Source organism: Fructilactobacillus fructivorans (assembly GCF_000814735.1).
GTDB lineage: Bacteria > Bacillota > Bacilli > Lactobacillales > Lactobacillaceae > Fructilactobacillus > Fructilactobacillus fructivorans.
In genome coordinates this window covers 268,038-291,920 of record NZ_JOJZ01000009.1, presented here as the reverse complement: position 1 = coordinate 291,920, position 23,883 = coordinate 268,038, and the positions used below count along the sequence as shown (strand labels likewise).

Annotated in this window: 19 protein-coding genes; all 19 read right to left on the bottom strand. The window is 40.2% G+C overall.

The window, feature by feature from the left end:
- Nucleotides 1–18: 18 nt before the first annotated feature.
- Nucleotides 19–873 (bottom strand): hypothetical protein, encoded by an 855-nt coding sequence (locus LfDm3_RS01970; protein ID WP_039143632.1) that lies wholly within the window; start codon nucleotides 871–873, stop codon nucleotides 19–21.
- Complete coding sequence (locus LfDm3_RS01965) at nucleotides 851–2,317, bottom strand: glycosyltransferase (RefSeq protein WP_039143798.1); 1,467 nt, start codon at nucleotides 2,315–2,317, stop codon at nucleotides 851–853. Before LfDm3_RS01965 ends, LfDm3_RS01970 begins: the two co-directional genes overlap by 23 nt.
- Nucleotides 2,318–2,352: 35 nt before the next feature.
- Entirely contained in the window at nucleotides 2,353–3,081 is a 729-nt protein-coding gene (gene asp3 / locus LfDm3_RS01960; RefSeq protein WP_225349310.1) for an accessory Sec system protein Asp3, read from the bottom strand.
- A gap of 13 nt (nucleotides 3,082–3,094) precedes the next feature.
- Nucleotides 3,095–4,669, bottom strand: a complete 1,575-nt coding sequence (gene asp2 / locus LfDm3_RS01955; protein ID WP_052236566.1) for an accessory Sec system protein Asp2 — start codon at nucleotides 4,667–4,669, stop codon at nucleotides 3,095–3,097.
- Nucleotides 4,669–6,270: an accessory Sec system protein Asp1 gene (gene asp1, locus LfDm3_RS01950; protein WP_039143626.1), complete on the bottom strand. Its 1,602-nt coding sequence runs from the start codon at nucleotides 6,268–6,270 to the stop codon at nucleotides 4,669–4,671. Before asp1 ends, asp2 begins: the two co-directional genes overlap by 1 nt.
- 18 nt (nucleotides 6,271–6,288) lie before the next feature.
- The gene (locus LfDm3_RS01945) at nucleotides 6,289–7,491 is read right to left on the bottom strand and encodes a hypothetical protein (RefSeq protein WP_039143623.1); all 1,203 of its coding nucleotides are present in this window, start codon (nucleotides 7,489–7,491) and stop codon (nucleotides 6,289–6,291) included.
- A 21-nt stretch (nucleotides 7,492–7,512) separates the two neighbouring features.
- The gene (gene secA2 / locus LfDm3_RS01940) at nucleotides 7,513–9,846 is read right to left on the bottom strand and encodes an accessory Sec system translocase SecA2 (RefSeq protein WP_039143620.1); all 2,334 of its coding nucleotides are present in this window, start codon (nucleotides 9,844–9,846) and stop codon (nucleotides 7,513–7,515) included.
- A 566-nt stretch (nucleotides 9,847–10,412) separates the two neighbouring features.
- Entirely contained in the window at nucleotides 10,413–11,741 is a 1,329-nt protein-coding gene (locus LfDm3_RS01935; RefSeq protein ID WP_039143618.1) for a D-alanyl-D-alanine carboxypeptidase family protein, read from the bottom strand.
- 158 nt (nucleotides 11,742–11,899) lie between these two features.
- Nucleotides 11,900–12,397 carry a hypothetical protein gene (locus tag LfDm3_RS01930; RefSeq protein ID WP_039143615.1) on the bottom strand — a complete coding sequence of 166 codons (498 nt, stop codon included), beginning with the start codon at nucleotides 12,395–12,397 and terminating at the stop codon, nucleotides 11,900–11,902.
- Nucleotides 12,398–12,508: 111 nt separating this feature from the next.
- Nucleotides 12,509–13,315, bottom strand: a complete 807-nt coding sequence (phnE, locus tag LfDm3_RS01925) for a phosphonate ABC transporter, permease protein PhnE (RefSeq protein WP_156112336.1) — start codon at nucleotides 13,313–13,315, stop codon at nucleotides 12,509–12,511.
- Complete coding sequence (gene phnE, locus LfDm3_RS01920) at nucleotides 13,312–14,106, bottom strand: phosphonate ABC transporter, permease protein PhnE (protein ID WP_039143613.1); 795 nt, start codon at nucleotides 14,104–14,106, stop codon at nucleotides 13,312–13,314. The genes phnE (LfDm3_RS01925) and phnE (LfDm3_RS01920) overlap by 4 nt, the downstream gene beginning before the upstream one ends.
- The gene (gene phnC, locus LfDm3_RS01915; protein ID WP_039143610.1) at nucleotides 14,106–14,864 is read right to left on the bottom strand and encodes a phosphonate ABC transporter ATP-binding protein; all 759 of its coding nucleotides are present in this window, start codon (nucleotides 14,862–14,864) and stop codon (nucleotides 14,106–14,108) included. The genes phnE (LfDm3_RS01920) and phnC overlap by 1 nt, the downstream gene beginning before the upstream one ends.
- Before the next feature lie 15 nt (nucleotides 14,865–14,879).
- Entirely contained in the window at nucleotides 14,880–15,818 is a 939-nt protein-coding gene (locus LfDm3_RS01910) for a phosphate/phosphite/phosphonate ABC transporter substrate-binding protein (RefSeq protein ID WP_039143608.1), read from the bottom strand.
- An 875-nt stretch (nucleotides 15,819–16,693) separates the two neighbouring features.
- Entirely contained in the window at nucleotides 16,694–17,263 is a 570-nt protein-coding gene (locus LfDm3_RS01905) for an LOG family protein (RefSeq protein WP_039143605.1), read from the bottom strand.
- A 291-nt stretch (nucleotides 17,264–17,554) separates the two neighbouring features.
- Nucleotides 17,555–18,199 carry a DUF3800 domain-containing protein gene (locus tag LfDm3_RS01900; RefSeq protein WP_191978911.1) on the bottom strand — a complete coding sequence of 215 codons (645 nt, stop codon included), beginning with the start codon at nucleotides 18,197–18,199 and terminating at the stop codon, nucleotides 17,555–17,557.
- Nucleotides 18,200–18,306: 107 nt separating this feature from the next.
- A complete protein-coding gene (locus LfDm3_RS01895; protein ID WP_039143602.1) occupies nucleotides 18,307–18,924 on the bottom strand; it encodes an NADPH-dependent FMN reductase in 618 nt (205 codons plus the stop codon).
- An 89-nt stretch (nucleotides 18,925–19,013) separates the two neighbouring features.
- Nucleotides 19,014–20,648: a ribokinase gene (gene rbsK / locus LfDm3_RS01890; RefSeq protein WP_039143599.1), complete on the bottom strand. Its 1,635-nt coding sequence runs from the start codon at nucleotides 20,646–20,648 to the stop codon at nucleotides 19,014–19,016.
- A gap of 257 nt (nucleotides 20,649–20,905) precedes the next feature.
- On the bottom strand, nucleotides 20,906–21,790 hold the full coding sequence (locus LfDm3_RS01885) for an ROK family protein (protein ID WP_039143597.1): 885 nt from the start codon (nucleotides 21,788–21,790) through the stop codon (nucleotides 20,906–20,908).
- Nucleotides 21,791–21,944: 154 nt separating this feature from the next.
- On the bottom strand, nucleotides 21,945–23,873 hold the full coding sequence (gene mnmG, locus LfDm3_RS01880) for a tRNA uridine-5-carboxymethylaminomethyl(34) synthesis enzyme MnmG (RefSeq protein WP_039143594.1): 1,929 nt from the start codon (nucleotides 23,871–23,873) through the stop codon (nucleotides 21,945–21,947).
- Between the last annotated feature and the right edge of the window lie 10 nt (nucleotides 23,874–23,883).

Here is a 23,883-nt window from a genome sequence, read left to right as displayed (position 1 = left end):
TATTACCTACTTTAAAAACTAATCAACTACTACCTTTTTGGTGGGAATCCCCTTGTTTTCTAGTTCTTGCAAAAATTCCTTACTCATATGCACATCTTGAATGTAGGAAATTCTATCCGTCAGAATGTCTAACAAATTTTGTTTGACTTTTCCATCGGCATTAAAGGGTGATTCTTCCAAATAAAGCGTATTGTGTGACTTAGATTGCGATAATGCCCACAACTCAACCCCCATGTAGCTAATCCCAACGGAATCTTTAGGCGTTAAATACTTCCCAACGGTGTCAGCATAAAATTCATCTAAATTATTGAACTGGCGCTTGGTTTTTAACGAATCAAAATCTTCAATGGTAACCCAGTTCAGCTGCTTTTTATAAAAATAAAAGCACAAGACCGGAACGCCGGCATCATTATAAAAATCAATTCGTTGTGGTTGTCCCCGCGTATAGATAATGTTGCTGAACTTTTTCCCGTCGCTAACAAATTCCTCGATATAATCCAATTCGTCGTTTGGGAAAACATAGTCAACCTCTTTAACGTGCCGACGCGTATTCGGCCACAAAATGACATGCCCGATCGTGCTGCCGTTGGAGATGATATTGATGGTAAAATCAGCGTTCATAAATATCTCTGCGCCATCAACGGTAGGAACCCGGTTGAAAAACAAAAATGACTTTGGATCCATGTCTAAAGTGCGACCAGTAACGTAATCAACAACATTAAGACCACTGATATCATTTGCTAATAAAGCATCCCGAAAATTAGAAGCCGGTGATAAAGTAATTACTTTGCCATGACTTTTTTTGATTCTGTCCCTTTGGTGCTTCCAGATTAAATTTTGATCGTTTATTTTATTGGTTAGCTCGTAATGCATCAACAAACTCCTTCCACTTATTCGCAATTACATGATTTTGAAATGAAGCCATGGAACTGATGGTTGCTTTTTGAACCTGGGAATAATTTGACTTTAATAAGCGGTTAATTCCATTCGCTAAACTTTTTACATCGAAATCAACGTTATCATCCCCACGTTTGAAGTCTTGCAGGAATCCATTTACGCCATCTTGGATCATTTCAAGCGCTCCAAAACGTGCTTTAAAAGCAATTACTGGTAATCCAGCGCTCAACGCTTCTACCGTGGTTAACCCGAAGCCTTCTGAAAATGACGCTGAAATGAAAGCATCGTATTTGGGATAAACGTCCTCTAAGTGCTTGGACAATCCCTTTAATTTGATATAGCTTTCAGCCTTTTCTTTTTTGATCGTTTTTTCAATTAAATCCTTCTCGCCACCAGCACCATAAATATCCAAAGAAACCGTCTTTCCTTGTTTATGTACCTTAGCAACTGCCATCACCAACATATCAATATGCTTCTCGCCAGCTAGTCGCGAAGCAGTAATTAATTTGAGTGAACGTAATTTTTTATTCCGGGCCCTTGGTCTCGTTTTACTGCTCCCCTTATCAGCAACTCCACCAACCGGAATCGTAGCAAACTTGTCCTTTTTATTAGGAAAATCTTCAATCAGATCATTGGTTTGCATTTTGGTAGCACTAATAATTTTGTCGATATTATCAAGATGAGTTAACGAGTATTCATAGTAGTTATTCCACAATGGATAACGAGGGTCATTTCTGTCAGACAAGTGGTCCGCATGCACAACTTCAACAACTTTACTTTGGGGCATCTTAGGATATAACAACGCCGCTTCACTCTCTTCGCCACGATCCAAGAACCAGTTGTTAGAGTGACCATAAGCTTTATCCACCTGCTCAAAAAAGTATCGTTGGAGTTGAACCTCATTAGGAAAGTAAAGTTGATGACCATTTTGATTATAAAGATGAATATTTTTAATCAGGGTTTCTTTATGTCCGTTGTCATAAAAATCAAATGTGACCTTCTTCTCACCGGTCTTACTTGAATAAATTTCAACCTTCGAAAGGCTCATAATTAACAAATTGTGTTCTTTATTAGGAAATTTAACCATGGTTTCGATGATTTTCATCCCCGAAGCGGTCTGAACCTTTAACAGTCGGGTTGTATTGGTTCCATCAACAACCGTTTCATTTTTAACGGGATAGAACTTTTGAACTCCCTGATGTAAATAGTCGTCACCTAACACAAAATATTCGTACATATTAATAACCTGATCATTTTTTAGATTCCACGTGTCCATGGCCTCGTGTAGATTATTAATTAATTGCACAAAAATATAACGATATGGCAATCCGACTTCATCAAAACGACGAGCGCGATAAAATTGCGCATGTTCCACTCCGGAATTACCAATTCCCATGGCACGATTAATAAAAAAATTCATTGGTTGGTTATTTTTTACTTGTTCTTTCATCAATTTCATTCCTTTGCTTTGTTAATTTTAGAAAGCGGATATCCGTATGACCTTACCCTAATTGGCAGCTTTCCCAACTGCTTATCTTGCTTAATGGCTTTCAATAACTTATCAATTACTGCATCGACCTTGACCGGATCATTAATTTCACTGTTAGACAGTCGATAAAAGATTTGAACATGATCGCTTTGAACGGGAACCGTCCAGCTCCCCGAATCGCGGCGTCCAATGTACACATCCAACCCATTCGCCTTAGGATAGCTGAACTCCGTCAGCTTTAAATCAGGGCTCACCTTAAAACTCAGATTCTTAAAATTATCAGCTTCACCTAAGATAAGATAGCGAAACGTAATGGACTGATTGGATTTCACCACTAAGGATATTTCATACTCTGAGGCGTGTTCCGGATACTCAAAATCACCATCATGACCATTGATAATAATGTCTTTCATAAAATCATGGTACTGATCATATATCGTTACTTTGAAATAAACTGAGTCAGCTGGTTCATCCGTGAAATCACTAGCGAGGTGGTACCTATGCTTACCAAGTAAAATTGGTAATTCCCCTTGCATTCTGGCGTTTTGAAAATTTAGTCGTGAGTGCCAGGTGTAAACGCTCGTGCCAGGAGACAATAAAGGGGATGAATACGTGACCGCAGTTGGTGAATACGTGACCTGAGCTCCATACCTTTCCATGGGCTTAAGATATCTTCCCCACGTTAAAACCGTCATTGCTTCCAATTTCTTAACTCCTATCAAACTTTTCTTGCATCAAATTATGATATTGCCGCACAAACCAATTAACGATGCCATCCGTATCATCATTATGACGGCCAATTAATCCTTTACTGATTACTTTGATGGCTTGTTTTTGCTGCTTAAAATAATTAAATAACTCGTTGTAAGCACCCTTGTCGTAATCGTCTTGTTTCATATAGGCGATGGCAAAAATCGTTTTAGCAAAATGACCGTTCTTAAAATGATTCCAAAAGTATTGGTTAAAATGATCTTGGGCTTTCTGATCGGTACTACCCTCATGCATTAGTAACAAATCTAATGAAGTCAAAAAATCAGCGGGACGATGCAAACGCGAATTCTTAGCGATGGTGCCCAAATTGACTAGCGGCTTTCCAACAATCACAGCCGCCGGACTTAAATCAGTCGCATAGTAGAGGGCGGCGGTCGTTCCCATCGAAATGCCGGATAAAACTAACTCTTTATTAGAAAAGTTCAACTTTTTCAAGCAATCCTTGATGGTCGCGATTAATTGTCGTTCAAACTCCTTACTCCCAACGTAAAAGGAGCCACCTTCCATTCGTTCATCAGCAATTAATAAATACGGTGCGGAGCTAATGTTGCTCATCATCCGGCCCCCTTCAAATCCTTCAGCCGTTCTATAACCACTGAAGTAGACATTCAGAGGTGGTTTCAAATCACCAGGATTAAAGTAAGTCGCAATCTGGCCCCTATAATTTTGTTGATCGGTTAGGGTTTTAGATCCAACCATGTAAGTTCCAAGATTCCATCTTCGGTTTCTGATGTGAAGTCTTCGTAATGTAAACGATTCGATCGTGCCTTGCAGGAAGACCGAAACATATAGATTAGTAGGCTTTTTGGTCGTTTCGTAAGCAACCGGTTGGTCTAAATCAGACTCAGAAACAGTGAGCTGTTTTACGATCTGATCCGTTTCGACATCCAAAAAATACAGTTTAAATTGCACTTTTCCCGTACCTTGGAGTTTGTACTCTGGCCAAAACTCCATTAAAGTGTGATCTTTCCCTTGCGCTAGGGTCATTTGAAAATTAATGGCCTGGACCTGATCGGGCAAAGTTAAATTATGGAAACTAATCTGACCGGAACCGGTCTGTGTCATGTTGGGCAATAATTCAGAATTTACATCGATTCTGTCTTTGTCCAACCGATCTCCAAATTGACCCCCAAAATAAACCTGCTCAATTAGCTGAGTTACTTCATCAACATCCGCTAAGTTTGCGCTTTGCGCGTTTTTGTAGCTGAGGGCTTCACCAATTTCATCTGAAAAATTTTCCCCTTGCTGGTAAATAATATTATTGGCGGGAAGATCCTTAATCAGTTTCGGCATGATGTAAACCATGGACTGATTACCTAAGATAAACAGCGTATTGCTATATTTAGGGTCAAGGTGCTCCTGGTGTTTTTCATCCAATAGCTCTTGTTGCATCGCAAAAACGTCCTTGGGATCGGCCAGTGAAAAATACTGAAACTTGAATTTATCATTTAATGTTTGATTTAAATTCAACCGTTGCCCACCTAATTGAATGAGCTTCTTAGTCTTTGCCATTAATTTCGCCTCATTTCCTTAAAGATTGAATTGATTTCAGTGACAATCTTTTCACTGGAAAACATTTCAATCTTACTGATATCGGCAACCAGCGACTGGTTCCAATGATCCAAATGATCTAAGAAATAATTAACCGCTTTGATGAGATGCAAATCATTTTTAATGATGATGCCATTCTTGTCATAATCCACGTAGTTCGTTTTAACCACGTTAATTTGTGGAATTCCCGCGCTAATCGCACTAACCTGCAAATAAGGGCTCGGGAGCCGATTCAAATCAACCAAAACACGGGCCTCATGAATACTTTGCTGATAAAAGGATGGCTCATTATTAGAATAAATTTTGATCCGATCGAGCGTTTCACTCGCATCGACGAGTTGGTCCCAATTGGTTTGCTGCTCTTTTTCCTTCGCTCGTTTCCGTAGCTTAGGCGTTAACTGATGTCCCTTTTTTAATCTGAGGTACTTGTGCACCCACTTAAAATCAGTTGAACTTAACGAAACGTCGAAGTGGGTTTCTATTCCCGTGATGACTTCTTGTTTTAAGATTTCGTGAATATCTTCGTGATTTGCTCCAAAAGCGAGGGCCTTATCCTTACCCTTGATAACCACTTGCAGTAGCTTCTGGGTTAGTCGTCGAATGGTTCTTTCGGGCATTTGGTTAACTTTCCAAAAAATAACCTGCTGCTCCATACTATTGCTGATCCCTAAATTCAGATGGGCCGCGTATGGGGAAACAATTTTGACGTTCAGGGGATGTGCTTTCTCATGCCAAATCCGTTTGATTTTAGCGGCGAATAATTGGTTCGGCACTAGAATCACACTGTTCTTGGCAGATAGCTGGGCTAGAAATGGTCGCTTAATTAAGTTTGCATCGGTTAAGAAGCTACAGACCTGACACTTTCTTTGTAGCTCATGGGTAAGCGCTAAGCTATCTTCCGTCGGATTGTTAAGGATTTTAATATCAGGGTCAGCCTTGACCTGATTAAAATGATTTTGCGAAACCTCACTGATTAAATCCGTCAACTTAGAATAGTGCGAGTGCGTAAAGCGTTTTTGAAAGGGTTCAGCGATCTGAACCTGATCATTTTGAGTATGATTAATGGTTAAAACCACCTCTGAAAGTGGATTATACAATTGGGTTTGATAGGGAACACCATTATCGTACGTGCCCCTTCTTGATAAAAAGCCGCGCGAATCGAAATAATCAATGGCGGTTAACTGATCATCTTGATAATACTCAATCGTACTTAACACTTTTCCTGCAAAATAATTTGCCTTGGCGTACAATTGATCGTCCTTTAAAAATTGGACTCCTCGTGGTGAATAAACTCGTTCTAAATCACTAGAAAGGGGAAGATCCTCTATCGCTAACGGTTTGCCAATCTTAATGTGCACATCCTGAATTTCATCTAAGGCTTGCCAATACGGAGTACTAAGCAGTCCAAACTCATTTAATTGGTAAGTTAGCATGGGCAAAAAACTATTGGTAACTAACGTACAATCTTCATTATTATCCTGAAAAATCGCAAGTTGACTAATAATAATGTTATAACCCAGCTGCAACGTATAAGGACGCCAATTAGGGATAAAATAAACCATACACACTCCTACTAATAACTAAAAAATACGATAACGATATTTGTAAATCAGTGCCCGAATTTCTTGGGAAATGCCGTCTAAGATAGTAATTAAAATAAATAAGGACCCAAACAAAAACGAAAAATTCGTTACAATGGGAAAATATAAACCAACTACTAAGGGAGCTAAGGCAATCAACAAAATATAAATGGTACCGACAAACGACATAATGTTAACCTGTCCGGTCAGATACTTCTCGGTTTCTTTGCCAGGAGCCAAGTTAAAGATGTAATCGCCGCTTTCTTTTAATGATTTGGCAATTATATTGGGCTGGAAATTTACAAAGGCAAACAAATAACTTAGAACGATGATAATCAGACCGTAGGAAACAATTCCCTGCCACGTGTGATAAGAAAATAAAAGCGAAATAATTTTAGACAGCTTAGCGTTTACATTTAGGTTTGATACCACTAACAGTGGAATTGAAAACAACGATAGGGCAAACATAAACGGCATAGCGCCAGAAACCAGCACCTTAATGGGAATATATGAATCCGTTAAAAAACTATTAACCCCAATTCTTTCAACGGGAATTCGATATTCCCCCTCATTAACAAAGACCGTAATATAAACAAATAAAATGACGATGATGGCAACGATTATCCAACCGATAATCGAAAAATTCAGGGGCTTTTTTAGGCCTGAATCTAAAACGGTGGGCAGGTTTTTGACCAATCCTGGAATAATGAAGATACTGACTCCACCAACTCCAAGATCCTTATTTACGTCAGCCAGCCACACAATCAGCATGGCGCCAGCTAACAAGACCGTGAAGATGAACCAGAAAAAGGTCCCATCATCAAATCCCAGGGTCTTGGGTCGATAACGCAAGAATAACTTTGCCATCGCTAGGGCCTGCAGGGCCGCTAGCACAAAGGTAATGCCCTTTTGCCAGTATCCTGAAACCTTCTGAGACATTCGGCTAGTCGTTTTGTCGTCCACCGTCGTAATAACCTGCCATACAATTAAGGCCGTCATGTAAGGCCCTAGTCCTAGGGCGAATAAGCTGGGAACTGTGATTTGACTACCAAAGTTACTAGAAATTAAATTGATGTAGGCATTTTGATCTAACGCGCCAGCATAATTTTTTAATTGAAACCCTGGAATTAAGATAAATCCACCTAATTCAAACAAAGCCAATAAAAAGATTGTAAATGATCCCCGCTTTAAAAATTGCCTCACAACAAAATCTCCCTTTTTAACCTATACAAAAATCAAATCAATGGTGCCATCGTCCTTTTGTACGATTTCTGATAATAAGATGTTTCTAAGTATTAATAGATAAATTTTTTCGCGCATATTATGAAAAGCCCGACGCGCCTCGTGTTGATATTCATAAATTGGATTATGCTGACCCCAGTTTCGGCTGCTAACGGCTAATTTCAGCTGTTCCAGCGCATCAACTTGGTCGATCCACATCGTATCAATTGATTTTAATAAGACGAGTCGCTTGTACTCTAACAACTGATCCTTATTTTCAAATTGTTTATAGACACGCTGCTTTTTCGTTTCAATCATGTTTAACAACTGGGCTCTTAAGTATTTCCGGTCACGCCACCGATCCTTTAGGGTACTTTGATTAGGTAAAAACGAATAATCAATATTGTTATAAATGAAATTCGTGATATCAAAATAGTTTTTCCACTTCGGTAGGTAATTATCGATACAGGAATGAATCGCAGTATCAACGTAATGATCTAAATCATCAGACCGCATGACCTGATTACGGGTGTCGTAAAGGCAATTTCGCTGCGCCTTCACGACCTCATCAAATTTTAAGATGTTTTGCCGTTCGGAAATTTCACTATTTTTTTGGATCCCCTGTGCTTGATTAATAATGTTTTTAATCCGCGGCTTTTTTAGTGCACTCGTAACGTGCTTTTTGACCAACTTTTCCCGGTACCTTTTGACCCATTTGGGAGCATTTTCGGTAACAATCTTATCTTCCAGTGAAACATAAAACTTCGTGTCGCCGGGCTCACCCTGGCGGCCAGCACGACCACGTAGCTGATTATCAATTCGTAAGGAAGACATTCGTTCCGTTCCAACCACAAACAAACCGCCATTTTTAATGGCCTGATCGGAAAGCTTAATATCAGTGCCCCGGCCAGCCATTGAAGTGGCAACCGTAATGGAATTCGTCTTCCCAGCTTCAGCAATGATTCGACTTTCCTTGGGAGCACTATTAGCGTTCAAAATGTTATGGGGAATGCCTAGCGATAACAAAATATGCGAGTACAGTTTCGACATCGATACCGATCCGGTTTCAATCAGAACTGGTCGATGCAGTTCCCGCATTCGCTGAACCTCTTGCAGGGAAGCCTTAATCTTATCTTCGTTGGTGGCATAGATCTGGTCTGCATGATCCTTTCGAATGATCTTTTCATTGGTGGGAATAACAAACGTATTTAAATGGTAGGTTTCACGAAATTCGTCCGCATCCGTTTTGGCCGTTCCGGTCATGCCAGAAAGGCGGGTAAACAAGCGAAATAGGTTCTGATAGGTAATACTTGCTAACGCTCGACTGTCATCACTGATCTTGACGTGTTCCTTAGCTTCCAAAGCCTGATGGAGTCCCGATTGTAACTTGGTCCCATACAATTTACGTCCGTTCATTTTATCTAGTAGAACAATTTCATTGTTTTCCACCACATAACTTCGGTTTCGAACAAACAGACACTTGGCTTTCAGCGCTAAATTCAAGTGCTGATATAACTCATGAGCCTTAGGCGCTAGTAAATCGGGCACCCCCGAATACTCCTCTAAATTATTGATCCCGGTTTCGGTAAACCAGACCTTTTTCCCGTCTTCTGACTTTTTAAAATCAATCTTTTCGTCTAACTGTTGAATCATATTTTCACATAGCTGATACAAGTTGGACTGCACGTTTGGCGCCCCGGAGACAATCAGCGGCGTCTGGGCCTGATCCAATAAAATGGAATCAATTTCATCAATCAAGGCGAAATTCAAATGCTTAATATATTGGTTTTCCGGCTTCGTTGCTAAGTTGTCAAATAAATAATCAAATCCCAAGTTACTGTGGGTGGTGTAGACAATGTCCGAACTATAGATCTTCTTTAGGTCACGACTCTCATCATCACCGTCGTCCTCAGGGACGCCACTAGCAATCGTTAAGCCCAACCAGCGGTAGACTTTACCGATATCTTCCGCATCCCGTTTAGCCAAATAAGAATTAGCCGTAATTAAAAAGGCACCTTTCCCCACGAGTCCGTGTAAATACATGGGCATCGTGGCAGTCAGTGTTTTCCCTTCACCGGTTTTCATTTCGGCAATGTTGCCATAGTTCAAAACTACGGCACCTAGAATCTGCGTATAATATGGTGATAATCCTAAAACGCGGCGGTCAGCTTCACACACGGTGGCGTAGGCCTCCACGATCAAACTATCTAGTTTGGCTCCATTCTTTAACTGGTCTCTCAATCGCTTGGTTTGTTGCTTTAACCGTGCATCAGAAAAATGTTTTAAGTCTTTAATGCGTTTTTGCACTTTTAAAGCAATTTTTTTATATTTATACATTACTTAAAACATCCTCCTACTGTTTAAAAGTGATTTGAGCCAATCCTTCTCAATTACTTAATTATTTCACAAGCACAAAACATTTAGCCAAGCTTATTTTTTTTAATAATCATTCTTCTTACCATCGAGCAATTAATTACTTAACGGAAAAGTCCCCGTTGAGTAGCCTCTCACACCACTGTTACATATTCAAGAGCATTATAATTTTTTATGTTACACATATTTAATTATGTAACTTTTTAAATGGATTGTGATTAATTTTGAATTAAAATTATTGTGACTTTGATAACAATTTAAGAATAATTATTGTCTTAGAAGTCGACCATTATAGGCATTTATCGAATTACTGTCCTTCCCCCTCAATAAGAAAAAAAGAAATCACAAATGATTTGTGATTTCAAATTTACCTCATTTCGTCTCTTCATGGTTGCCATGACAGCCAAAATAACCATAAGAATTTTTGATAATAAAAAAGACCTACACCGATTGAAGATCGGTATAGGTCTTTGAAAGGATCAATTGTCTAATTTTGAGATAGTCCTGCATTTCGGTTCATTTCACGTGGCTTAATGCCGGCGAAGGTTGAACTTTCTAATTTGAAAAATTAAATAAATTAGCAACAACAAGATCACAAGTAACTCAAGCGCTCCCATGATCATCTTCATCACGTTGACTGGGTTAGCCACTTTGTAAACAACCGGAACACTCGTTTCACTTCCGGGAAGCAAATCGAGTTCATCTGAACCAGCTTTAATATTCACCGTTCCAACTTTTTCACCCTTAATGATGGGTGCAAGTGGCGTCTTAAAAATCTTGGAATTAGTATTTGAAACAAAATCAGTTTTTACCTTTTCGCCTTGCGGTAACCAGTACGTTTTCGGTGAAGTTGGGCCAATTTTCGTTGTCTTATGAACCCCGTTAACGACGTTCACCGTTTTAGTGGGCAAAACGTTGGCTCCAATCGTCGTCGGAAATAGATTTTGACTAATCTGATTTAGCATCAGCTGAGTCTGGGTAAACCGTTGATCCCTTGGAGCTCCCAGTACCACGGTAATAATCCGATCGTGATTGCTGGTCCCGGTTCCCACGAAGTTTTCACCAGCCGTGTCACTGGTACCGGTCTTGAGACCGTCAATTTTGAACGGATGAGTTTGTCCTAACAACAAATTCGTATTTTTATAAACTTTACCATCCCACTTCAAAGACGTCATTGAGGTGGTTTTCAAAATTTCTGGATGGTTTGTGATTAACTTTTGCGATAATTGGGCTAGACCCTCCGCTGACATGGTGTTTTCCGCATTGTCTTTCAGGTTGGGATCCTTTAAAGCCCCCAGATCACTGTTGGACAGTCCACAGGCGTTATATAGTCGAGCGTTTTTGATACCTAACTTATTAACTTCCTGGCTCATCATCTTGCCAAAGTCGTGGTTAGGTCCCGCCAGATATTCTCCTAGCGCCATGGCAGCGGCGTTAGCGGAACAAATTAGACTGGCATCGTAGAGTTGCTTGACCGTGTAGGACTTCCCGGCTTGGAGAGGAACGTTGGTAAAATCACTTCCCTGACTTAAATTGGCCACTTTTGGACTGATTTGGACCTTGCTGTCCCATGAAATCTTTTTGGCCTGAATTTGATTTAAAACAATATATGTAGTGATAAGTTTGCTGAGGGAGGCGATGGGAAGCTGTTGCTTGGCATTCTTATCGTAAATAATTTGACCGCTGGTAGCGTCAACGGCAATGGCACTCTTGGCACTTATGTTAATTTCATTTTGTGAAATGGGTGGCTGCCGGCTACTGGCAGTGACCGTGTCGGGATTAAAGATGAGTGGGATGACTAAAAAGATAAGCGAAAATAGGACGCTTAACGTTAGAACCTGATGTTTTTTAGCATTCAAAATCAGATGACCTCTTTTTTATTAAATAATATTTTTTATAAATAATCTTAACATACTCATTGTACTAAACTAATCAAGTAATAAAAATAATAAGCTAACAATCTCGTCAAAGATAGTTAGCTTAGACTTCCATTAATAAAATTTAGAAACCAGTAGCATTAGTTCCACCACAACATCACATAAACAATGGTGGCGAAGGCAAAGAAAAGCCCGTTAATTACGTAGGTTTTCTTAGTTGGATAACACATAAAATCAACCAGGTTCAAGATTAATAAAATGGGCATCCCAATCACCGAAAAGCCGGTTATCATTGTATCAATAAATTGTGGGATCTTCATCCCAATCATGATTAGTCCAAGAATCAGGGCCGCAATCACGTATACGATATTGACAATCAACATTCCCCGTGACGCGTACCTACTATTTTTAGTCTCAATCGGCTTCGTCTTTTTGAAGAGCACGTTATAGAACAGCGCGTAAACGACCGCGAACACGATAATTCCGTAGATCAGAATGATGAAAAACATGGCTGGACTGAGTGTGGGACTGGCCTTGATGTTTAAGACCGCAAATAATTCAGGAAAACTACCAAAGACCATCACCGCTGATATCAGTGGTGACAAGACAAACTTACCTAATGATTTAAGTAAACGCATATGGACACTCTTCTCTCGATTAAATTCATTCCTTAGATAAATTATACTATAAACGTAAAAAATACCAACTAACCCATTTTAGATTAGTTGGTATTTTGTTTTAATTATCATTTAAACTAATTTCTTCCGAATATAACCAGAACAGCCATCAATCACCATTACCATGACGACGATTCCGAACAGGATGATTCCAACTCGTGGCCAGTTTCGAGTGTTCAAAGCCATGATCATCGGCGCACCAATTCCGCCAGCTCCTACCAAACCAAGGATGGAGGCAGAACGAACGGAGATTTCAAAACTATACAAGGTGTATGAAATCAAAGCTGGTAGGATCGTGGGCCACGTTGATAACGCGAAAACCTGGGGTTTACTGCCACCGGCGGCCACAATTGAGTATTCCGAACTATGATTCATTTCTTCAATTGACTCTGAGAACAATTTTCCTAACATCCCAATTGAATGAATTCCAAGGGCCATAACACCAGCAAAACTACCGGGTCCCACGGCTTTAATGAACATAATTGCCAGTACAATCTCGGGGAAAGCTCGGATTGCGGTCAGAAGAAAGGTTCCCACTTTGGAAGTCACGTTATACTTACTGTTCTTGCTTCTAGAAGCAAAGAAGGCAAAGGGAACACTGATGATGGCGGCAATGATGGTTCCTAAAAACGCAATTGCCAGCGTCATAATCAGTTGGGAAACGAGGTCTTCTCCACTGCCGTTATAGATATAAGCCCAGTCGGGATGAATTAGTCCCATGAAGATGGATTTCGAAACCATCCCAGCCGATTCCTGAATATGACTAAATTTCATGTCAGAAAAACACCAGCCATAGATCACAATAATGATAATGCCCCAGATGATCCAACTGTAGCGATCTCGACGCTTTTGTTTTTCGTTAATTTTGGGAATGGTCACTGTAGTTTCCTCCTTAGATAATTGCTAAGGATGTCGATTACTAGGACAGTTGCAAACGTTGCTAGAATTACAACCGCCGTTTCTGAATAATTAAATTCGTCAATGGTCTGCTGCAGGTACAATCCTAATCCACCTGCTCCAACGTATCCTAAGACGGTTGAAGAACGAACGTTCACTTCGAGGGTGTACAAGAAGAAACTGCAGAACTGTCCCGCAATTTGGGGAATAATCGCCAACCGAATAATTTGGATAATGCTGGCACCAGAAGCCTTCATTGCTTCTGCTGGACCCATATCGACCGTCTCCAACACTTCGTAGAAAAGCTTGGAAATCATTCCAAACGAGAAAATCGCCAGGGTGATCGTTCCAGTTGTGGGACCAATGCCAAAGATGGCTACCAGGATGGCAGCAAGCAGTAGAGATGGCAACGTTCGAACAATATCTAAGACAAAGCGTGATGTGCCATGAACAACCATACTGTGATCCAGATTACGAGCCGCCAGAAAGGCCGCTGGAATTGCAAAAATCGTTCCAATCGTGGTTCCCAAGATAGCCATCTGAACCGTCTGGACCAGTGGATCCCAGATGAAACTAAAGTAGGACCAGTCTGGATTGCTCATCTGACCGATTAAAACCCCAAACTGAGCAATGTTAGAGACAAATAAACTTGGATCGACCCCACAAATCTTCAGCGAGTAAAGAAACAGGACAATTAGGATGGCAATCACGATAATGCCCTTAATATGATATTTTTTAACAAATGATCGCTTGGGCACTTCGCTAGTATGCATTAGCTATTGCCTCCCTCATAGATCTCCTTTAGATCATCGGGCGTCGACTGAGCAGCCGCTTTATCAAACACTAATTTTCCGTCCCGAATTCCGATAATTCGATCGGCAAACTCAAGTGCCAGGTCAATGGAATGTAAGTTAACGAGCACCGTGTCGTGATCCTTGACGTTTAGATTTCTTAAATCTTTCATGACGCCCTCACTCGTTTTGGGATCGAGCGAGGCCACGGGCTCGTCAGCCAAAACCAGGTCAGGTTCTTGCATCATTGTCCGGGCAATGGCGACCCGCTGCATCTGTCCCCCGGACAATGAGTCAGCCCGATCGTACAGCTTTTTTAACATATTTACGTGGTCCAGTGATCGGACCGCTTTTTCTTTGTCTTCCTTACTGTAAAGTCCCAAAATGGTCTTCCAGGTTGGATAATAGCCGACCCTTCCACTTAAGACGTTTTTTTGAACTGTAAGACGATTAACTAAATTAAAGCTTTGAAAAATCATGCCAATTTTGCGTCGAAAGTGTCGGAGTTCCTTACCCTTTAACTTAGAAATGTCAGTACCATTGATGAAAATTTCACCATTAGTGATATCCTGCATTCGATTGATGGAACGAAAAAGCGTACTTTTCCCCGCTCCGGATAGTCCGACCACGGCAATGAATTCGCCACGTTTCACATTAAAACTAATATCGTCTAATCCTTTGATACCGTTCGGATAAAGCTTGGTCACATGATTCACTTGTAAAATGTCGGAATCGCTCAATTTACTCCTCCTTAATTATTCTTTCGTCTTGCTAATCTTGTTGGCTTGATCCATGTACGAATGGAGTTGCTTGAACTGAGCTTTCTGATATGGAACGTATCCCTCTTCTTGATAAATCTTGAAGATGATATCGTGTCCCTCTTTCGTCTTAGCCATGTTTTCGTATGCTTTAGCAATCTTGTTTTTCCATGACTTCGACATGTCACTTCGAGTGGCTACGACATCATTAGGAATAGCCTTAGTCGTATAGATAACCTTTGTGTCCTTCATAACGTTCGGATCGTCCTTTTGAACAAGGGTCTGAGCACCTTGGAAAGTAAAGGCGGCATCGTTGTTCTTGTTTAAAACGGAAAGGACAGCTTGATCATAACCATTAATAACATCGGTCTTAATGCCATCCTTGTTGATGTTAATTCCGTGTTTCATGAGTTCCACAACGGGGTAGACGTAACCAGCCGTTGAATTAGGCGTTCCGATCGCGATTTTTTTACCTTTTAAATCATTAATATTATTAATCCCACTGTCCTTACGAACAACGACTGTCGAGTAAAAATGATCTGATGTTTTATTAGTAAGCTGTAAAGTCTTCGAATCGCGAGCCTGTCTGGTAGCTTGAACCAGTGGGGCCACCTGATAATTCTTTTGTGCTAATACAAAGTCACCAGGGTTCATCTCCGAAACATCTAAAGTCTTGGATCCCATGGCTTGAACGAGTGAGTTCCCATCCGTTGAAACCTTGACTGTGACAGGGATATGTAACTGTTTCTCTAATTGTTTGGCAAGTGGTTTGGCTTCAGCATTCGCTTGCCCTGCGTTAACTGATGGCGTAAATCCGACCGTTAACTTCTTGGGTTTGTAATTGCTAGACTGCTTGCCACAGCCCACTAATCCGATTGATAAAAAGGTGAGTGCTGCTCCTGCGGTGATCCATTTCAAAACTTTCTTAAGTTTCATTACGAAGTCCCTCCCAAAATTGTTGTACCAGACAAATTAATAATACCATTATACATACAATTTTCAACATATATCTTTATATTGTTCGTATTTTATCCATTATTTGGATTTTTATAAGTATTTTGTTCAATTTATTAATTAATTAACGAATATTAGTAATTATAATAATTAAATGGGTCACACCATTAAATACGTGCTGTCCAAGTCAAAATTTCTTTTAATAAAACTAATTTGTTTCATGTGAAACTATTTTATTAGTTAATTTAACTCCAAATAATAAAATAATTGACAAGCTAGTGAATTAGAAATAGAATTAAAGAGTAATAAAAAAGGAAGAGATGCTGTAGACATCTCTTCCCGCGCAGATTTATGTGTTATTGGACAAAAAACTAATCTTTATGATTAGCTTTTTTTATTATCTCATATAACGGAATGATTTTTTATGTTAAATAATAATTGACATTCTTCATCAACGGAAATAGAATAATAATATACTAAATAAAAAAGAAGAGATGCTGTTACCATCTCTTCTGCATAGGTTTAGTGCGTTACTGTGGATAAAAAGCTAATCTTTGCGGTTAGCTTTTTTTATTATCGCGTATGCTTTGGCAAAATTAATTGCTGCACGCGAGACAATAAGAACCACTACTGCTAATGGTACAATCCCAATAACCAACTTTCTTCTGTATTCAAACGACTCACCTCTTCGTTAATTATTAAGGTGGAGATGAGGTTCAACACAGTAAACCTACTAAAGCTCCAATTGGTGATCAAATCAATTGTCGCTCTGTATATAATCATACCTAATTATTTCAGATAATGGAACACAAAAAGCATCCCCACTTCCAAAAAAGTGAGGATGCTTTTTACGTATTTTATTTCGTATAAGTTCGAATCTTTGGTGCTGTGTATGTGGTCATAAATTTATAGATTTCTGGCAGTGAGTCCGAAAAGAGTAACTTCTTGCGATCTTCTACCGTCAAAAATTCTTTTTCGGTCATTTCGTCGAACATCTTCTTCAAGGTATCATAGTATCCTTGCACGTTGTAGATTACGCATGGATCGTCATTATCACCAATTCGCGCCCATGAAAATGCTTCAGAAATTTCTTCCAAAGTTCCTGGACCACCAGGAAGTGCGATGCATCCGTCGGACTGAGCAAGCATCTTTTGTTTCCGAATATCCATGTTAGGAACAACTTCTAGACTAGTAAGTCCGTCCATGCTGGCACCGCGATCAACAAGTTCTTTGGGCATAATTCCATGAACGACGCCACCTAGTTCCAAGACGGTACTGGCAAGCAGACCCATGAGTCCAACTCCGCCTCCACCATAAACTAATGTCAAATCGTGATTGACCAACCATTTAGCTAATTTCTTGGTAGCGTTTTGATATGCGGGATCGTTGCCGGGAGCAGCGCCGCAATATACTGCAACTGATTTCATTTTTATTTTTCCTCATTTCAATTTATTTTTACATTAAGTAGTGTACCACGTCACTTCAAGCCAGTAATAACAGGTGCTTTGGCAAATTGTTTCATGTGAAACAAAAGGGTTATTTTTTATGCTCATAATATAAGAAAACCTCGTTACATAATGCAACGAGGTTCTAATGGACGATGCTTAAAATATGGCTTGCAAAAAGCAGCTTATGTCATAAATAAAGTAACACACTATTTCGAGTCTTACTCGCCCAGATACTATTATAATAGTATCTTAATTTATTATAATAGTAAACTATTTACCAAAAGTTTTGTATGGAAATTTGCATTTCTTTTTTATCACTTTTGTTAAATTTGAATCTATATTTTTACCGTATAAGTAATGAGAATTAATATTATTTACAACAAAATCAGCAGCTTGGATTTTGTAATTTCTTTGAGAGTCGACATATTCAACATTAATATTTACGAATGGCCTATTAAAATCTCCCCATACTTTTTGTTTTATATACTCACCAAATGTTTTTTCATGACCAACTTTTATAGTCCTATTATCAAGATGAATTTTTAAGTTAGATAAATTATCATAGTCCTTTAATATATCTCTCACTAAAAAAGATAATAAATAATTATACAAAATATTCTGATGATCTCTTAAATTCCCATAAACTTGTTCTAAATCAACTACAACATAATAAATACTTGAAATGATATTACTTATACTTCGATAATAATAATCTTTAATTATTATGTTACATTCAGCAGATTTAACTTCTCCATTATTAGTATAACAATTGTTAAATTTTCCCTTAGCTTTTCTACTGCATTTTTTAATCTTATTTTTTAATTTTTTACTTTGTTGTCTATTCTCACAGCATATTCCAGCTATCGTAAAATAACGTCCCTGTGCACCTAAATTTCCAGATTCATCAATATACAAATCAATAATATCCACACTTCTTACCATATACATTTATAAATATTGCATACTATAATTATACATAAAAAAGTTAATATACAAAATAAGTAAACTACATTAATTTTTACTTATTTATCATAAATACTGGCATCACATTTAAAGGGATGCTCCTTAAATAACTTACTGTAAAAAGCACTCTCGGCGAAAGCTCGATTCAACTTCTTTATATCGCCATGCATTCCCGGTGCATCCTTCACAAAGTTTCCATCTACACCAAAATTCTTGTCGACATTTCGAACTGATGTCGGTTTTGGGAGAGTGAAAAAGCCCAATTGTCCAAGCGTCGGCAATAGTGCCGGGTACGAGAATTGACCACCACGCGAATTATTAGAGTAGGTAATAATTTTGGCGGGTTTACCCTTTGCTTCAAACGCCAAGAAGTCGAGTGCATTCTTCAAAACGGCAGGAAAGGAATGGTTATATTCGGGAACCAAAAAGATATATCCATCCGCCTTCCGCATGTCATCAACCCATCTTTGTTCATTAGGCTTTAATACTCGATTGGGGTTGTCCATCGGTGCCATGCTTTCGTAGAAAAACGGCAAATTATAATCCGATAAACTTATAAAATTAAACTTAACATCATTTACTTTTTCGAACTCATCCTGTCTACCAAGAAGATACTTAAAGAGCCGTCTACCAAGGCTTTCATCCCTGGTGCTTCCTAAAATCACATTAATTATCATTGGCCTTACCTCCATTCTCTTCTAATAATTATACCCTAGTAAAAATAAAAAAACCGAACCAGCCATCTCTAGCCGATCCGGAATTTTACTTATTTCTTAGTTTCTTCTTTGGGACGATCAATCACTCTCACCTTATCGCCACCGATGATTAACTGATCACAGATGTTCAGGAACAATCCATGTTCAACAACCCCAGTATAATTCTTTAGGTTGTGAGCTAATTTAGCTAAATCAGCGTCATCTGGGATCGTAATATCGATGAGGTAATTTCCTGAATCCGTCTGAAGGATGTCACCGTCGTCTCTAAAGCGGAACTCGGGCTTGTACCCAGCTTCGTTTAAGTAACGGAAGACACCCATTCCACCGAATGGAATTACTTCAACTGGTAACTTCTGACCCGCTAAGGTCTTGTGATACTTAGTGGAATCAACAATCCAGATGTTCTTGTCCGACATGGTGGCAACTAATTTTTCAAAGAGAAGGGCAGCTCCACCACCCTTGATCCCGTTGAGCTTATCGTCAACAGCGTCAGCGCCGTCAACCGTTAAATCAACGCGATCAATTGTATTAACATCAAGCATTGGCATGCCGAGACTTTCGGCTAATTTCTCGGTTCCAACGGAAGTTGCGACACACTGAATGTCGAGACCTTCCTTTTTGATTCGTTCATTAATCGCCTTAACGAAGTAAGCAGCCGTACTACCCGATCCAAGTCCCAGCACGATGTGATTAGGAACCTGTGCAGCCGCATATTCAGCAGCTTGCTTCTTCTCTTTCTCGATGGCTTCCTTGGTCTTGGAAGTTTTGCTGATAACGTCTAAAACATCCTTTTCGTAAGGAATGGAGTTCTGCGCACCGGCCACCTGAACTGTCAAAGAAGAGGCGTGGTTCGCGTACAACATCGCGTCACGAATGTTGGCACTGTTTAAATCCAATCGGGATGCCAAGGCACCAATGAAGGTGTCTCCGGCAGCCGTCGTGTCAACCGCTTTTACCTTAAATGCTGGGATAAACGCATGGCTGGCTGGAGTGGCGTAGAACGAACCCTTGTCACCAACGGTAATGATTACCATTCGAATTCCTAATTTGAAGAAGTATTCCGCATTCTTCATCATGGAATCATCATCAATGACTTTAATCCCAGTGAGAGCTTCGGCTTCCGTCTCATTTGGGGTAATAATGTCAGTTAACTGTAGGAGTTCTTCTGGTAACTTTTTGGCTGGTGCCGGGTTCAAAATGGTTTGAACCTCATTCTTCTTGGCAATCTTAAATGCTTCAATAATGGTTGGTACTGGAATCTCTAACTGCGCAATTGCTCGGTCAGCATTCTTAATGGCGTCTTCGTGTTGATCAACGTCTGCGGGGGTCATTGACATATTTGCTCCGCCATAGACGTAGATCGAGTTCTGTCCAGTACTGTCAACGGTAATGTAAGCTTGCCCGGTTTGACGAGCTTGAGTAGTAATTACGGAATCAATGTTCATTCCGTCTTTTTTAAATCCTTCAATCATGAATTTGGCGTCTTCGTCATCACCTAATTTCGTGATGAACGTTGTGTCAGCACCAGATCTTGCTGCAGCAATTGCTTGATTGGCACCCTTTCCGCCACCATGAGATTCTTGGTGGTTTTCGACCGCCAGGGTTTCACCTGGTAACGCATATTTATCAACGTTTAAAACTTTATCAACGTTGGTGGATCCGATCACAACAACTTTTTTACTCATTTTACTGCCTCCCTATTTGCAAACGCTTTCATAATATATGATATCATTGTGGGAAATAGTTGTATATAGATTTGGCTAAAATGATGTTTTATCACAGACAGTTAATTAATTCTTCAATGGTAAGTTTATCGACAAAAACACTTCACTCATTTAACCACTTCAACCCTTCATATTTTTAAGGTACCATACACGGTACCCAAAATGTTAATTTACACAAAAAAAGAGACGCCCTCAGGCATCCCTTTAAACCATTTAATTTATTTCTTCGATTCGTCTAAAGCCTTTTTAGCTAACACAAAGTCTCCGAATGTTGCGGAACCATTGTGAGGTACAACCGGACGACTAATGTACTCGTCAAGCGGACCAACATCAAGGTAGTTATCGAACAAGAGGTTGAATTGGTCACGAACCTTTTCAACGAATTGGGGAGTACATACTCCTCCACCAAGCACGATTTGATCAGGACGGAAGTTAACCGTCAAACTGATGACACCTTGAGCCACATAGTAAGCAATGATGTTCCAAACTGGATCATCTGGTGGAGTATCTTGACCTTTAATGTTATTTCGAGCTTCAAAAGTTGGGCCCGAAGCAACCCCTTCAAGACAGTCACCGTGATAAGGACAGATTCCATCAAAGTCCATGTCATCTCTGTGTCTCTTAACCCGAATGTGTCCGAATTCAGGGGTTCCACGAACTCCTAAGAATTCATCATTAATGACAGTTCCAGCACCAATTCCGGTTCCATCAGTGATGTAACTAACCGCTTCAATCTTGTTATTAGACTGACGACGCTTGATGTATTCACCATAAGCTGAACCGTTAACGTCAGTAGTCCAGTAAACTGGTACACCAAACTCGCGTTTCATGGTTCCAACAAAGTTAACGTTGCTCCAACCCTTTTTAGGAGTCTTGATGATCCAACCGTATTTGTCAGAATCTTTTCGAACATCGATTGGGCCAAATGAAGCAATTCCAAATGCATCAATGTGGTCAAACTTCTTAAAGTATTCCACTACCTTAGCCAAGGTTTCTTCTGGCGTAGTAGTTGGAATATGAACACTATCAACAATGTTGAAATCGTCGTCACCAACGGCACAAACAAACTTTGTTCCACCTGCTTCAATGCTTCCATATCGCATAAACATGATCCCCTTTGTAACATTTTGTGTTTCATTTATTGATATAAGTATAAAGCGCTTACATATCGAATGCAACACTTTTTATTCATTAGTTAAAAAATTAAGTAATCAGTAAACAAAAAGCTGGACTATTTTCACATAGTCCAGCTTTATTTTATTTCTTTTTCGCAATTTTTCCCTGCTGAATGTATACCGAAAGAATCGCAATGTCAGACGGATTAACCCCACTAATGCGGGCCGCCTGAGCAATCGTCTCTGGCTGAATCTTCTCCAACTTCTGACGACCCTCAGTCGCAATCCCATCAATCACGGAGTAGTCAATGTTGTCCGGAATCTTCTTTGATTCCATCTTCTTCATGCGGGCAACCTTGTCCTCTTCCTTCTTGATGTAACCAGCATACTTAGTTCGAATCTCAACCTGTTCCACCACTTCTGGATCCAATTTTTCGTCGGGTACTGAAATGAAATCAAGCAGTTTATCGTATGTTACATACGGACGCCGCAAGAACTGCGCCGCAATAATACCATCTTTAAGCGGTTTGTCACCCTGAGATTCCACAAACTGATTAACTTTTTCACTTGGTTTAATCCGAACGGTATTCAAGCGCTTAATTTCGTCTTCAACCGCCTTGCGTTTGGCAACAAACTTAGCGTAACGCTCATCTGAAATCAGTCCTAACTCATGACCAATTGGGGTTAAGCGCATATCAGCGTTGTCATTTCTAAGCAACAGTCGGTACTCGGCACGACTCGTCAAAAGTCGGTATGGTTCGTTGGTTCCTTTAGTAACCAAATCATCGATTAAGACCCCGATGTAGCCCTGATCACGCTGCAGAATCAACGGATCCTTGCCCTGAATCTTCAAAGCGGCGTTAATTCCGGCAATCAGCCCCTGACCAGCAGCTTCCTCGTATCCAGAAGTACCGTTGGTCTGACCGGCACTGAATAATCCGCTGACCTTCTTGGTCTCAAGGGTTGGTTTCAATTGGTAAGGGGAAATGATGTCGTATTCAATCGCATAACCGGGACGCATCATTTTGGCGTCCTCGAGTCCCTTCACGGAATGCAACATCTGTTGTTGAACCTCTTCTGGAAGGGAGGTCGACATCCCATCGACGTACCATTCTTCGTTGTGGCGTCCTTCCGGTTCTAAAAAGACCTGGTGTCGCTTCTTGTCCGCAAACCGGACCACCTTGTCTTCGATTGAAGGACAATAACGGGGTCCCACACCTTCAATGACCCCAGTAAACATGGGAGCACGATCCAAATTATCCTTGATAATCTGGTGAGTTTCCTCGTTCGTATACGTCAACCAGCAGGAAATTTGTTTCGAAACTGGCAGGTAGTCAGCATACGGGGTGGTGTAACTAAAGTGATGAGGTGTTTCATCCCCAGGTTGTTCCTCAGCTTCATCGTAATGAATGGTATCACCGTTCACTCGTGGTGGGGTTCCGGTCTTAAACCGCTTCAATTCGAAACCTAAATCTTCCAAGTTTTCTGAAAGATGAATGGCTGGAATCGAGTTATTTGGACCAGATGAGTACATCAACTCACCAATGATGATTTTGCCACGGGCGGCAGTTCCAGCACAGATCACAACTGCCTTAGAATGGTACTCCGCTCCGGTATTGGTAACGACGCCTTCAATCTGACCGTCTTTAACAATCAAACGATCGACGATTCCCTGACGCAAAGTTAAATTAGGCTCTTTTTCAAGGGTATTTTTCATTTCATGATGGTAAGCATGCTTATCGGCCTGAGCTCGTAAAGCCCTGACCGCAGGACCCTTTCCGGTGTTTAACATTCGCATCTGAATGTAGGTCTTGTCAATATTCTTTCCCATTTCACCGCCAAGGGCGTCGATCTCTCTGACCACGGTTCCCTTTGCGGGTCCACCAACTGATGGATTACATGGCATAAATGCCACCATATCAAGGTTAATTGTGACAAGGAGTGTCTTTTGACCCATGCGAGCGGCTGCCAGAGCGGCTTCACAACCAGCGTGTCCGGCACCCACCACGATGACGTCATAATCGCCACCGTTATAGGTCTTCTTCACTTCTTGTTGTATCATTTTATTCATTTAGTAACCT

Excerpts from the sequence above, each read along its gene's own strand:
- LfDm3_RS01970 (WP_039143632.1), bottom strand. The coding sequence starts at position 873 with ATGCATTACGAGCTAACCAATAAAATAAACGATCAAAATTTAATCTGG.
- LfDm3_RS01965 (WP_039143798.1), bottom strand. The coding sequence starts at position 2,317 with ATGAATTTTTTTATTAATCGTGCCATGGGAATTGGTAATTCCGGAGTG.
- asp3 (WP_225349310.1), bottom strand. The coding sequence starts at position 3,081 with ATGACGGTTTTAACGTGGGGAAGATATCTTAAGCCCATGGAAAGGTAT.
- asp2 (WP_052236566.1), bottom strand. The coding sequence starts at position 4,669 with ATGGCAAAGACTAAGAAGCTCATTCAATTAGGTGGGCAACGGTTGAAT.
- asp1 (WP_039143626.1), bottom strand. The coding sequence starts at position 6,270 with ATGGTTTATTTTATCCCTAATTGGCGTCCTTATACGTTGCAGCTGGGT.
- secA2 (WP_039143620.1), bottom strand. The coding sequence starts at position 9,846 with ATGTATAAATATAAAAAAATTGCTTTAAAAGTGCAAAAACGCATTAAA.
- LfDm3_RS01930 (WP_039143615.1), bottom strand. The coding sequence starts at position 12,397 with ATGCGTTTACTTAAATCATTAGGTAAGTTTGTCTTGTCACCACTGATA.
- phnE (WP_039143613.1), bottom strand. The coding sequence starts at position 14,106 with ATGCATACTAGCGAAGTGCCCAAGCGATCATTTGTTAAAAAATATCAT.
- LfDm3_RS01910 (WP_039143608.1), bottom strand. The coding sequence starts at position 15,818 with ATGAAACTTAAGAAAGTTTTGAAATGGATCACCGCAGGAGCAGCACTC.
- LfDm3_RS01905 (WP_039143605.1), bottom strand. The coding sequence starts at position 17,263 with ATGAAATCAGTTGCAGTATATTGCGGCGCTGCTCCCGGCAACGATCCC.
- LfDm3_RS01895 (WP_039143602.1), bottom strand. The coding sequence starts at position 18,924 with ATGATAATTAATGTGATTTTAGGAAGCACCAGGGATGAAAGCCTTGGT.
- rbsK (WP_039143599.1), bottom strand. The coding sequence starts at position 20,648 with ATGAGTAAAAAAGTTGTTGTGATCGGATCCACCAACGTTGATAAAGTT.
- LfDm3_RS01885 (WP_039143597.1), bottom strand. The coding sequence starts at position 21,790 with ATGCGATATGGAAGCATTGAAGCAGGTGGAACAAAGTTTGTTTGTGCC.
- mnmG (WP_039143594.1), bottom strand. The coding sequence starts at position 23,873 with ATGAATAAAATGATACAACAAGAAGTGAAGAAGACCTATAACGGTGGC.